This is a genomic window from Aquisalimonas sp. APHAB1-3, assembly GCF_048323695.1.
GTDB lineage: Bacteria > Pseudomonadota > Gammaproteobacteria > Nitrococcales > Aquisalimonadaceae > Aquisalimonas.
On sequence record NZ_JBLWFT010000004.1, the window covers coordinates 80,782 to 93,504 of the forward strand.

General features: G+C 66.4%; 10 protein-coding genes. 7 read left to right on the forward strand and 3 right to left on the reverse strand.

The annotated features are described in order from the left end of the window. Positions 1–84 precede the first annotated feature (84 nt). Both ACNSTU_RS08620 and glmS read left to right on the forward strand, forming a co-directional pair. Entirely contained in the window at positions 85–927 is an 843-nt protein-coding gene (locus ACNSTU_RS08620) for a universal stress protein (protein ID WP_290635486.1), read from the forward strand. 17 nt (positions 928–944) lie between these two features. Further along, positions 945–2,777 carry a glutamine--fructose-6-phosphate transaminase (isomerizing) gene (gene glmS, locus ACNSTU_RS08625; protein WP_290635484.1) on the forward strand — a complete coding sequence of 611 codons (1,833 nt, stop codon included), beginning with the start codon at positions 945–947 and terminating at the stop codon, positions 2,775–2,777. Positions 2,778–2,786: 9 nt separating this feature from the next. On the opposite strand, the gene ACNSTU_RS08630 is transcribed toward glmS, so the two are convergent. Beyond that, positions 2,787–3,200 carry a response regulator gene (locus tag ACNSTU_RS08630; RefSeq protein ID WP_290635482.1) on the reverse strand — a complete coding sequence of 138 codons (414 nt, stop codon included), beginning with the start codon at positions 3,198–3,200 and terminating at the stop codon, positions 2,787–2,789. A gap of 168 nt (positions 3,201–3,368) precedes the next feature. Between ACNSTU_RS08630 and ACNSTU_RS08635 the strand changes: the two genes are divergently transcribed. Together ACNSTU_RS08635 and uvrD are read left to right on the forward strand one after the other, a co-directional pair. After that, positions 3,369–4,286, forward strand: a complete 918-nt coding sequence (locus ACNSTU_RS08635; RefSeq protein ID WP_290635480.1) for a LysR substrate-binding domain-containing protein — start codon at positions 3,369–3,371, stop codon at positions 4,284–4,286. Positions 4,287–4,326: 40 nt separating this feature from the next. Further along, positions 4,327–6,498, forward strand: coding sequence for a DNA helicase II (gene uvrD / locus ACNSTU_RS08640; protein ID WP_290635477.1), 2,172 nt, complete (start codon positions 4,327–4,329; stop codon positions 6,496–6,498). Between the two features lie 136 nt (positions 6,499–6,634). Here uvrD and ACNSTU_RS08645 read toward each other — a convergent pair whose 3' ends face one another. Further along, positions 6,635–7,354: a TIGR00730 family Rossman fold protein gene (locus tag ACNSTU_RS08645; protein ID WP_290635475.1), complete on the reverse strand. Its 720-nt coding sequence runs from the start codon at positions 7,352–7,354 to the stop codon at positions 6,635–6,637. A gap of 169 nt (positions 7,355–7,523) precedes the next feature. Between ACNSTU_RS08645 and ACNSTU_RS08650 the strand changes: the two genes are divergently transcribed. Both ACNSTU_RS08650 and polA read left to right on the forward strand, forming a co-directional pair. Continuing rightward, positions 7,524–8,267: a TIGR04219 family outer membrane beta-barrel protein gene (locus ACNSTU_RS08650; protein ID WP_290635473.1), complete on the forward strand. Its 744-nt coding sequence runs from the start codon at positions 7,524–7,526 to the stop codon at positions 8,265–8,267. 13 nt (positions 8,268–8,280) lie between these two features. Continuing rightward, positions 8,281–10,980 (forward strand): DNA polymerase I, encoded by a 2,700-nt coding sequence (polA, locus tag ACNSTU_RS08655; RefSeq protein ID WP_290636691.1) that lies wholly within the window; start codon positions 8,281–8,283, stop codon positions 10,978–10,980. Positions 10,981–11,199: 219 nt separating this feature from the next. On the opposite strand, the gene yihA is transcribed toward polA, so the two are convergent. Continuing rightward, positions 11,200–11,805 carry a ribosome biogenesis GTP-binding protein YihA/YsxC gene (gene yihA / locus ACNSTU_RS08660; RefSeq protein WP_290633229.1) on the reverse strand — a complete coding sequence of 202 codons (606 nt, stop codon included), beginning with the start codon at positions 11,803–11,805 and terminating at the stop codon, positions 11,200–11,202. Positions 11,806–12,062: 257 nt separating this feature from the next. Here yihA and ACNSTU_RS08665 point away from each other — a divergent pair, with 257 nt between their 5' ends. Continuing rightward, positions 12,063–12,686: a c-type cytochrome gene (locus tag ACNSTU_RS08665; RefSeq protein WP_290633230.1), complete on the forward strand. Its 624-nt coding sequence runs from the start codon at positions 12,063–12,065 to the stop codon at positions 12,684–12,686. Positions 12,687–12,723: the final 37 nt, after the last annotated feature.

Here is a 12,723-nt window from a genome sequence, read left to right on the forward strand (position 1 = left end):
GGAAGTAGCGGGCCGTGGTTGCCAGAGCCGTCGAGCCGGGAAGCGGCAATCACGGGAGGCCTTGATTCCCAGAGGAGACAGTCGATGTTCAAGCACGTTGTAGTAGCCGCGCATTTTGCTTCCGCCTCATCCAGGTTGCTGGAGGAGATGGACGAGCTTCGCCGGCTGGGTACCGAGGAGATCACTCTTGTTGACGTCCTCCTGTCCCATCATTCCGAGACCCAGGACGAGGTCCACCGTCAGGACGCGCACCGTCGTCTGGAGGAGGAGAAATCCGTTCTTGAAGAGGCCGGATTCCATGTCAACGCAGAGCTCCGCACCGGCCAGCCGGCGCACGAGCTCTCCACCATCGCGCGTGCCGCGCACGCGTCGCTGATCCTCGTCGGTTCCCGCGGCGAAGGACGTTTCCGCGAGTTTCTGCGCGGTTCCACCGTGCTGCAGCTGATCCGTAAGACGTCCACCCCGACGTTGATCGAACCGGTTGGCGGTGGCTCGCGCCGCGTGAGTGGTCGCGGCTTCCGCTCGCTGTTGCTGGGGACCGACTTCTCCGAGTCCTGTTACGAGGCCGAACGGCATGCGGCCGAACTGGCCGGCTCCGCCGAGAAGGTCGTGCTCTGCCATGTTCTCGAGGACGATATCGTGGATGCCATGGGTGAGAACGCGGCCCGGGCCGACGCCGAGAAACGCCTCGCCGCATTGGCCGACCAGTTCGCGAACGTCAAGGATCGGCTTGTGACTCGCATCGAGTATGGCAACCCGTCACGCGTGCTTGCCGCTGTCGCCGAGGAAGAAGGCAGCACGATGATGGTCATCGGCAAACGTGGCCGCAGCCCCATCCGCGAGCTGATGCTGGGCAGCACGGCTCAGAACGTGGTCCGGCGGGCCACCCAGTCCGTGCTCATGGTGCCGCGGGCGTCGCTGATCTGATCTGAGGGAGTCAGACCATGTGTGGAATCGTCGGCGCGGTTGCCGAGCGTGAAGTCTCGCGCATCCTCCTCGAAGGCCTGAAACGCCTTGAGTACCGGGGCTACGACTCAGCCGGGGTTGCTCTGGTCGACGACCGCGGCAGCGTTCGCCGGCGGCGGTCGGTGGGCAAGGTGGCCGCACTGGAGGAGGCGCTGCGCGCCGAACCGCTCACCGGCACGACGGGTATCGCACACACGCGCTGGGCGACCCATGGCCGGCCCACGGACGCCAACGCCCATCCACACATGGCCCTGGACCGGGTTGCCATTGTTCACAACGGCATCATCGAGAACTACGAGGCCTTGCGGGCCGAGCTGGAAAGTCTTGGCTACGCATTCGAGTCGGAGACCGACACCGAAGTGGTGGTCAACGAGGTGCACCGCCACCTGGCGGCCGGCCATGACCTGCTCGCCGCAGTGCGGGCCAGCGTGGGACGGCTGGAAGGGGCGTTCGCCCTGGGTGTACTGAGTGCCGATGAACCCGAACGCCTGGTCGCGGCGCGCCGCGGGAGCCCTCTGGTGATCGGGCTTGGTATCGGCGAGCACTTCATCGCCTCTGACGTCTTCGCGCTGTTGCCGGTTACTCAGCGTTTCATTTTCCTCGAGGAAGGGGACATCGCCGACGTCCGCCGCGATAGCGTGCGCATCTACGACGCGCACGGCCGCGAAGTGGAGCGGCCCGTGCGCGTCTCCGAGGTCTCTCCGGATGCCGTGGAACGCGGCGGATACCGCCATTTCATGCTCAAGGAAATCCACGAGCAGCCCAACGCCCTGGCGGAAACCCTGGAAGGCCGGCTGTCTCGTGAGCGGGTGCTGCCCGAGATCTTCGGCCCGGACGCCACGCCCATATTCGACACGGTGCGCCGGGTGCAGATCGTCGCCTGCGGCACCAGCTACCACGCCGGCCTCATCGCGCGGTACTGGTTCGAGTCTCTCGCCGGCCTGCCTTGCGATGTGGAGGTGGCGAGCGAATTCCGCTACCGCAGGCACGTGGTCACCGATGACTCCCTGTTCGTGACCATCTCCCAGTCCGGTGAGACCGCCGACACACTGGCGGCATTGCGGGAGGCGAAACGGCTTGGATACAGCGCCAGTCTGGCAATCTGCAATGTGCCTGAGAGCTCTCTGGTGCGCGAGTCCGACCTGACGCTCATGACCCGAGCGGGCCCGGAGATCGGCGTTGCATCCACCAAGGCGTTCACCACCCAGCTGGCCGGTCTGCTGCTGCTGGTTGCGGGCCTGGGGCGGCGCCATGCTCTCAGTGCGGACGCCGAGCGGGACCTCGTGGCGGCCCTGCATGATCTGCCCGCGGCCGTGGAGCGCACCCTAGCGCTGGAGCCGCGCATCGCCGAGCTGGCCGAGCGCTTCGTCGACAAGCGCCACAGCCTGTTCCTCGGGCGGGGCCCACAGTATCCGGTCGCCCTGGAGGGTGCCCTGAAGCTCAAGGAGATCTCCTACATCCACGCCGAGGCGTACCCCTCCGGCGAGCTCAAGCATGGCCCGCTGGCGCTGGTGGATGCCGAGATGCCCGTGGTTGCAGTCGCGCCCAATGACGAACTGCTGGAGAAGCTGAAATCCAACCTGCAGGAAGTCCAGGCGCGCGGTGGCGAACTGCTGGTGTTTGCCGACGACGCGGTGCGCTTCTCCGAACGCCCGGGCCTGATCGTGCTGCCGGTGCCTGCGGTGGCCGAGGTGGTGGCGCCCATCGTTTTCACGGTGCCGCTGCAGCTGCTGGCCTATCACGTGGCGGTACTCAAGGGCACCGATGTGGACAAGCCGCGCAATCTGGCGAAATCGGTTACCGTCGAGTGAGCGTGGCAGTTACTCCCGGCTGCCCTGGATGCGCTCCACTGCCACGCGCACGGCGTCGAGCAGCCCCTCGCTGTCCGGCGACTTGGTGACGAAATGATCAACGCCGCTGGCGTACGCTTCCGTCAGCGCTCCGGCCTCGTCCTTGCCGGAGAGCAGGATGATCGATGTCCGGTGATCACTCCCCGCGTCCTGCTCGCGCACTTCGCGGGTCAGTCCCAGCCCGTCCATCTCCGGCATCAACCAGTCGGCCAGGAGGATGTCCGCCTGCCGGTCGTCCAGCATTGCCAGGGCCTCCGCGGCGGAGCCCGCACTGCGTATGTCGGTGTAGCCCGTCGTTTCCAGCACCCGCCGAAGCATTTCAAGCGTGAACTTCGCGTCGTCCACGACCACGATGGAAACCGGTTCAGTCCGGTCTGACGCCATGCCAACAGTCCTGTGTCATCGTCACCGGCGTCGGGCATTGTGATGTGATTGGCCCGGTCGCCCCCTTTTCCCGCGTATCATACTAACCTGTTCCGGCCGTTTGTCAGGCCCCCGACCATTTCGAAGCCGCCGCCCGACGCCCGAATACTGCCGACAAGGGAGTGCTGTATGAACCTGCGGGACCTCCGCTACCTGGTTGCCGTCGCCGAGCACCGCCACTTCGGCCGGGCCGCGGAAGCCTGCCACGTGAGTCAGCCAACCCTCAGCGCCCAGCTGAAGAAGCTGGAGCAGTATCTGGGTGTCCAGTTGGTGGAGCGCTCGAGCAAGCAGATCATGCTCACCACCATCGGCGACGACGTCGCCCGCCGCGCACGAAGTATGCTTAATCTTGCCGATGACATCGTGGAGGTGGCCCGCGCGGCCAGCGACCCGTTCGCCGGCGACCTGCGTCTGGGCATTATTCCCACGGTGGCCCCGTATCTGCTGCCCTATCTGATGCCGGCCTTCGAGCGCGAGCTTCCCCGCCTGCGCCCGTTGCTCCGCGAGGAGCAGACCGCGGCCTGTCTGGAGAAGCTGCGCAATGGCGTCATCGACGTCGCGGTCATTGCCGTGCCCTTCGAGGGGGCCGACACGTTCGCGCAGGCGACCCTCTACAATGAACCCTTCGTCCTGGCCGCCCCCGCCGGGCACCCGTTGGCGGAGCGCCGAGACGTTACTCTGGCCGACCTTGTCGACGCCCGGGTGCTGCTGCTGGAAGAAGGGCACTGCCTGCGGGACCAGGCACTGAGCGTGTGCCAGACCGTCGGCGCGCGCGAGGCGCGGGAATTCCGTGCCACGAGCCTGGAGACCTTGCGACAGATGGCCGCCGCGGGAGCCGGCATCACCCTGCTGCCGCGGATGGCGGCCGCGGCGGACGCCACCGCGGTGGGCCATGGCCGGCTGGTCTTGCGCCGGTTCAAGGCGCCGCAACCGCACCGCCAGGTCGCCATTCTCTGGCGCAAGGGGTCGGCCCGGGAGCCGACGGTGCAGGCAATCGCGGATGTCATCCGCGCTCTGCCGGAGGTGCGCGCACTCGGTGAAGGTTAGTCACTGCTCTCCGCCGCCGCACTTGCTACACTGCGCCCCCATGGACGTCTCCGATATTCTCGACCCGTTGAACGATGCCCAGCGCGAGGCGGTAAGCGCACCCCTGGGTCACAATCTCGTGCTGGCCGGTGCCGGCAGCGGCAAGACCCGCGTGCTGGTGCACCGCGCTGCCTGGCTGGGCCGCGTGGAGAACGCATCGCCCTACAGCATCATGGCCGTCACCTTTACCAACAAGGCGGCGGCAGAGATGCGTGGCCGCATCGAAAGCCTGCTTGGCTACTCCGCAGCCGGCATGTGGACGGGCACCTTCCATGGTCTGTCCCACCGCCTGTTGCGTCGTCACTGGCGCGAAGCGAAGCTCCCGGAAGCGTTCCAGATCCTGGACTCCGAAGACCAGCGCCGGTTGGTGAAGCGGGTCATGCGCCTGCTGGAGATCGACGAGAGCCGGTTCCCCGTACGCCAGGTCCAGGGCTACATCAACGCCCGCAAGGACGACGGTCAGCGGCCCGGGGATATCGGCGAGGGCAACGACCCGCACACCGACCGCATGGTGCGTATCTATGCGGCCTACCAGGAGGCGTGCGAGCGCACGGGCCAGGTGGATTTCGCAGAGCTGCTGCTGCGCAGCTTCGAGCTATTGCGCGACAATCCCGGCATCCAGGGTCACTACCGGGAGCAGTTCCGCCACCTGCTGGTTGACGAGTTCCAGGACACCAACGGCATCCAGTACAACTGGCTGCGCATGATCGCGGGTGATCAGGCGGACCTGTTCATCGTCGGTGACGACGACCAGTCCATCTACGGCTGGCGGGGTGCGCGGGTGGAGAATATCCGCCAGCTCAGCCACGACTACCCCGGCACGCGGGTCATGCGGCTGGAGCAGAACTACCGCTCCACGGCGACCATCCTCAACGCCGCGAACACGCTCATCGCCCACAACAGCGGCCGCATGGGCAAGAACCTGTGGACCGACGGCGCCGATGGTGATCCCATTGCGGTGTACGCGGCGTTCAACGAACTGGACGAGGCCCGCTACGTGGTGGAGCGCATCGCCTCGCTGCTCAACGACGGTCACGCGCGCCGCGAGATGGCGATCCTGTATCGCTCCAACGCCCAGTCCCGCGTGTTCGAGGAGGCCCTGCTAGCGCGCGGCCTGCCCTACCGCGTCTACGGTGGCCTGCGCTTTTTCGAGCGCGCCGAGATCAAGGATGCGCTCGCCTACCTGCGGCTCATCGACAACCGGGACGACGACCCCTCCTTCGAGCGGGTGGTGAACACGCCCACCCGGGGGATCGGCAGCAAGACCGTGGACACCATCCGCGAGCTGGGCCGTCGCCAGGGCGTGAGCATGTGGGCGGCCGCACGGGGCGCCATCGGTGATCGCAGCCTGCCCGGCCGCGCTGCCACGGCGGTGACGAAGTTCCTGGCGCTGATCGACGCCCTGGCCGAGGAAGCCGGTGACCAGCCGCTGGCCGAGCGCATCGACGTGGTGATCCGGGGCTCCGGCCTGCGCGAGCTGTTCCAGAAGGACGGCAGCGACCGGGGCGAGTCCCGGCTGGAGAACCTGGACGAACTGGTCAACGCCGCCCGCCACTTCGAGCAGGAGTGGGAAGGCGACGGCGACATGGCCGTGCTCACGGCCTTTCTCTCCCACGCGGCACTGGAGGCCGGTGAGGGCCAGGCCGACGCCTGGGAAGACTGTGTTCAGCTCATGACCCTGCACTCCGCCAAGGGGCTGGAGTACCCGGTGGTGTTCCTCACCGGGCTGGAAGAGGGTCTGTTTCCGCACCGCATGTCCGCCGAGGACCCGGACCGGCTCGAGGAGGAGCGGCGGCTGTGCTACGTGGGGATTACCCGGGCGCGGCAGCAGGCGGTGCTCACCTGGGCGGAGAAACGGCGACTCCACGGCAAGGAGACCTTCGGTGCGCCGTCACGCTTTCTCAGCGAGATGCCGGAGGACTGCCTGCAGCACGTGCGCACGCGCATGACCGTCAGCCGGCCGCAGATGGCCGTGCGCTCCGGGCTGGACGAGCAGACGGGCGGGGACGCCGCCGCGTTCAACCTGGGCCAGCGGGTGCACCACCCGAAGTTCGGTGACGGCATCGTGTTGCAGTACGAGGGCCAGGGTCCCAGCGCCCGGGTGCAGGTGAATTTCACCGATGCCGGCACCAAGTGGCTGGTGGCGGCCTACGCCAAGCTGGAGAGTGCGTAGGGTAGACCTTCAGGTCTACCAAAAAGGCCAGGGTGCATCACCGGAGCCCGCCATGGTGGATCTGAAGATCCACCCTACGGTTTCTGGAGAGTGCGTAGTGCGTGCGTAGCGTGGACCTTCAGGTCCACCATCATGTCTAAAGATCCAGCAGAATCTCCCGCTCCCGCGCCGAGGGCTCGAAGCCGCGCTCCTCGTAATGGTCGAAGATGGCATCCACCACCTGCTTCGGCTCCTCCACTACGTGAAAGAGATCCATGTCCTCGGCGTTGATGGTGCCCTGGGCCACCAGCACGTCCTGAAACCACCGCACCAGCCCGCGCCAGAACTCCTCGTTCACCAGAATGATGGGAATGCGCCGGGTCTTGCCCGTCTGCACCAGGGTGAGAATCTCCGCCAGCTCGTCCAGGGTGCCGAAGCCGCCGGGCAGCACCACGTAGGCGGAGGCGTACTTCACGAACATCACCTTGCGCGAGAAGAAGTGGCGGAAGTTCAGGCTGATGTCCTGATACGGATTGCCCCCCTGCTCCATGGGCAGCTGGATGTTCAGGCCGATGCTGGGGGCCTTGCCGCGGTAGGCGCCCTTGTTGGCCGCCTCCATGATGCCGGGGCCGCCGCCGCTGACCACGGAGAATCCCGCCTCCGAGAGCTGGTAGGCCGTGTCCTCCGCCAGCGCGTACCAGGGGTGATCCGGCGGTGTGCGGGCCGAGCCGAACAGGCTCGCCGACGGCTTGATCTGCGCCAGGCGCTCGAACCCCTCCACGAACTCCGCCATGACCTGGAAGATCTTCCAGGACTCCCGGGTCATCAGCGAGTCATTGATCGGGGCGCGCCCCGCGAACTTGTCGGGTGTGATCATGCTGCTCCAGTGGCTTGTGCCGTTGTTGCGAATCGATGCGATGCGGTCGCGAACCGTGAGCCGTGCACGGCGAGGCCGCAGCCCCATTATGTAACATGGCACCGCCTGCGTGGCATCCGGCGCGGCGTGGATGCCGGCAATCAACAAGAAACGCTCCATGGGAGGGCATATGCGATTTGTGCAACAGGGTGTGTTGGTGGCGGTGCTGATGGCGCTGCCCCTGTCCGCCACGGCGGGGCTGACCGGTGCCAGTGTCGGCGTTGGTGTGTGGAACCAGGGCCCGAGCGGTCATGTGGAAGCCGACGGTAATCGCGCCGATCTGGAAGACGACCTGGATACGGATTCCGAGGTGGGCTACTTCGTCTGGGCGGACCTGCGCCACCCGATTCCGCTGCTGCCCCGGCTCAAGCTCAAGCACACGCCGGTGACTCTCGAAGGCGAGGGAGATAGCAGCTTCTCGTTCGGCGACGAGTCATTCACGGGAGAGAACGAATCGGAGATCACCCTGGACCAGACCGACTTCATCATCTACTGGTCGCCGTGGAGCCTGTTCGTGGATCTCGATATCGGCCTGAATGTGAAGTACATCGACGGTGAGATCGACGTTGAGAGCGAGGGCGAGCGCGAGCGCGTCAGCTTCGACGGCCCCCTGCCGCTGGTCTACGCCCGCACCGAGGCGCGCCTGCCCGGAACGGGTCTGTTCGGCGGCGGTGAAGTCAGCTATCTCAGCTTCGACGGCAACCGCATAGTCGACATGACCCTCTCGGCCGGCTACCGTACCGGCATCGGTCTGGCCTCGATCGCCATCGAAGGCGGATACAAGTACCAGAATATCCGTCTCGACAGCTTCGACGATCTGGACGCGGACCTGACCATTGATGGACCCTACATGGGGGTCTCCGCCCGCTTCTGAACGGACGAACGACATGGCAGAGCGCAGCACAAGGCAGCCGCTGATCCTGGTAGACGGCTCCTCGTACCTGTTCCGGGCCTTCCACGCTCTGCCACCCCTGACCAACTCCGCAGGCGACCCCACCGGGGCCGTCTACGGGGTGGTCAACATGCTGCGCAAGCTGCTGGCGGAATACGAGCCCACCCACATCGGTGTGGTGTTCGACGCGCCGGGGCGCACCTTCCGCGATGACCTCTTCGAGCAGTACAAGGCCAACCGGCCCGGCATGCCCGAGGATCTGCGTCCGCAGATCGAACCCCTGAAGCAGATCGTCCGCGCCATGGGGCTGCCCCTGGTGGAAGTGAGCGGCGTCGAAGCGGACGACGTCATCGGCACCCTGGCCCGGCAGGCCGCCGCCGGCAGCGACGTGATCATCTCCACCGGCGACAAGGACATGGCCCAGCTGGTCACCGACCGGGTGACCCTGCTCAACACCATGAGCGGCACGTCTCTGGACGTGGACGGCGTGCGCGAGAAGTTCGGCGTGCCGCCGGAGCGCATCATCGACTACCTGGCCCTGGTGGGTGATACGTCCGACAACATCCCCGGCATTCCCAAGGTGGGGCCCAAGACCGCCGTGAAGTGGCTGAACGCCTACGGCGACCTGGACGGCGTGGTGGCCAATGCCGGCGCCATCAAGGGCAAGGTGGGCGAGAGCCTGCGCGAGCACCTGGACGACCTGCCCCTGTCGCGGGATCTGGCCACCATCCGCTGCGAACTGGACCTGGACCAGAGCCCGGATGATCTGCAGCGCGGCGAACCGGACACCGCCACCCTGCGCGAACTCTACCGCCAGCAGGAGTTCTCCGGCTGGCTGTCCCAGCTCGGTGATGACCGCGGCGATGCGGGTGAGGGTGACGCACCCGGCGGCGACTACAGCATGGTGACCGAGCAGGCGGAGTTCGACGCCTGGCTGGCGCGGCTGCGGGATGCGGAGCTGTTCGCCTTCGATCTGGAGACGGACAGCCTCAACTACATGGAAGCCAACATCGTCGGGCTGTCGTTCGCCATCGAGCCCGGCGAGGCCATTTACATCCCCGTGGCCCACGACGGCCCGGGCGCGCCCGATCAGCTCGACCGCCAGCAGGTGCTGGACGCCCTCAGGCCGCTGCTGGAGGCCGAGGACCACCTCAAGGTCGGCCAGAACCTGAAGTACGACATGAGTGTGCTGGCCCGCTACGGCATCGATCTGCAGGGTGTGCGCCACGACACCATGCTGCAGTCCTATGTGCTGGACTCCACCGCCACCCGTCACGACATGGACTCCCTGGCGCTCAAGTACCTGGGGCGCGGCACCACCAAGTACGAGCACGTGGCCGGCAAGGGTGCCAAGCAGATCACCTTCAACCAGGTGGGTGTGGACGAGGCGACCGACTACGCCTGCGAGGACGCCGACGTGACCCTGCAGCTGCACCGGACCCTGTGGCCGCGGGTGCAGGCCATCCCGTCCCTGCAGGCGGTCTACGAGGCGATCGAGGTGCCGCTGTTGCCGGTGCTCTCGCGCATGGAGCGACACGGCGTGCTGGTGGACCGCGAGCTGCTGCGCAAGCAGAGCAGTGAACTGGCGAAGAGCATGCAGCAGCTGGAGAAGGCCGCTCACGACGCCGCCGGTGGCCCCTTCAACCTGAGTTCGCCCAAGCAGATTCAGGAGATCCTGTTCGATCGCCAGGGGCTGCCGGTGCTGCAGAAGACCCCCAAGGGCCAGCCCTCCACCGCGGAGTCCGTGCTGCAGGAGCTGGCGGCGGACTACGAGCTGCCGCGGCTCATCATCGAGCACCGCGGTCTGTCCAAGCTCAAGTCCACCTACACCGACAAGCTGCCGCAGATGATCAACCCGCACACCGGCCGGGTGCACACGTCCTACCACCAGGCCGTGGCGGCCACCGGCCGGCTCTCTTCCAGCGACCCGAACCTGCAGAACATCCCGGTGCGCAGCGAGGAGGGCCGACGCATCCGCAAGGCCTTCATTGCCACCCCCGGTTACCGCCTCATGGCGGCGGACTACTCCCAGGTGGAGCTGCGCATCATGGCGCACCTCTCCGGCGACGCGACCCTCAGGCGCGCCTTCGCCGAGGGTCAGGACATCCACCGTGCCACCGCCGCAGAGGTCTTTGGCGCCGCACCGGAGCAGATCACCGACGAGCAGCGCCGCGCCGCCAAGGCCATCAACTTCGGGCTAATCTACGGAATGTCCGCCTGGGGCCTGGCGCGGCAGATCGGTGTGGAGCGCGGTGAGGCGCAGCAGTATGTGGATCTCTACTTCGACCGCTTCCAGGGCGTGAAGGCGTACATGGACGGCACCCGGGCCAGCGCCCGGGAGCAGGGCTTCGTGGAGACGGTCTACGGCCGCCGGCTGTATCTGCCGGAGATCAACGCCAGCAACCAGCAGCGGCGGCAGTACGCCGAGCGCACCGCCATCAACGCACCCATGCAGGGGACGGCGGCGGATATCATCAAGCGCGCCATGATCCGTGTGGATGAGTGGCTGCGTGCCGACGAGCCGGATGTGCTCATGGTCATGCAGGTCCACGACGAACTGGTGTTCGAAGTCCCCGAGAGCGAGGTGGATACCGTGGCGACGCATGTGCGGGGGCTCATGGTCGAGGCGGCCACCCTGGATGTGCCGCTGGAGGTGGACATCGGCGTCGGACAGAACTGGGAAGAAGCGCACTGAATCGGCGGCAGGGGCCGGGCTATCGTGGGTCGGAAAAGAAAAGGTCCCGGCTCTCGGGGGGAAAGACCGGGACCAACGTGCGACCCTGGGGAGAGTCGCGACAGCCCGCTCAGCATACAGGGGGGTGAGCGGGCGGCGCCGGGCACTGGCGCACTGTATGAGACCGTTTCATGTATCGGAAGTTCCCCTTTCATGAAGGGAATCGGGGCGCGTGCGGGATCAGTGCGGGTCCGTCGCGAACCACGCATCCAGCACATCCCGCGCCTCCTCCACGCCGGTGGCCCGCAGGGCGGAGAACAACTGGACAGATGTCTCCGGGAACTCCGCCTCCAACTCGCGGCGAACCGCCATCAGCGCGGATGCCGCCGCGCCGCGTTTGAGCTTGTCGGCCTTGTTCAGCAGCACATGCACGCGCAGCCCGGCGTGGTCGCACCAGGCGAGCATCTGGCGGTCGAAGTCCTTGAGCGGGTGGCGGATGTCCATGATCAGCATCAGACCGCGCAGCGCCTGCCGGCGATCCAGGTACTGCGGCAGCACCCGGTCCCAGTGGTGTTTGATGGCCGCCGGCACCTTGGCGTAGCCGTAGCCCGGCAGATCGATGAGTGCCCGCTCCTCGTCGACCGGGAAGATGTTGATCAGCTGCGTTCGGCCGGGCGTCTTGCTGATCCGGGCCAGGCGCTTCTGCCCGGTCAGCGCGTTCAGGGCGCTCGACTTGCCGGCATTGGAGCGTCCGGCGAAGGCCACCTCGAGCCCGGTATCCGGGGGCAGCTGCGAGAGCTCGTTGGCGCTCTTGAGGAACCGGGTCTGGGTGTAGCGGTCTGACATGGTGTGACCTTCTTCCGGATTTGCGGGATGGCGGTTGGGGTATGCTACCCGTTGCGCGGCCCGGGTATCCATTCGGCACGGTCCGGTGGCCTAAATTGACCGTGTCCGGGGTGGCTGGTATAACTTCGGGTCGCTTTGCTGACAGCGTCGGGTGCCGCAGACACGTCAGGGTGCCTTGCCCTCGAGGGATGGGCAGCGACCCGGCACCAGAGACTCTCATACCCAGAGATTCCGCTTCGCCAGGAGTAATCAATTCCATGAACAACTGGATCAAGGTTGTTATCGCCGGTTCGGCGCTGATCGCCACCCCGTTCCTTCAGGCCGGCGACGTGTCCCGCGGAGAAGACCTCTCCGGTGAGTGCATGGCCTGCCACGCTGCCGAGGGCAACACGGACAACCCGGACTGGCCGATCATCCACGGGCAGGGCAAGCGCTACCTGTATGAGCAGCTGCAGGCGTACAAGAGCGGTGACCGCGAGAACGCCGTGATGCAGAGTCAGGTCGCCGACCTGGATGATCAGGACCTGCGGGATCTGGCGGCTTACTTCGCCTCGCAGGAAGGCGGCATCTCCGGTGGCGTGGACCCGGACCTCAAGGACCTGGGCGAATCGATCTATCGCGGCGGTCTGCCTGATGAAGGCGTCGCTGCCTGCATGGCCTGTCACGGTCCGGCCGGCGAAGGCATGCCCGGCGCCGGGTACCCCCGCCTGAGCGGTCAGCTCGCGGAGTACACGGCGGATCAATTGCGAAAGTACAGAGATGGTGAGCGCTCCACCGACCGCAACCGCATGATGCGGGACATCGCCGAGCGGATGTCCGATGAGGAGATTGAAGCCGTTTCCTCCTACATTTCCGGCCTGCACAAGCGGGAATCGGAGTAAGCGTCTTCCCCGGGTGCCCGTCGCGACGAGCACCCGG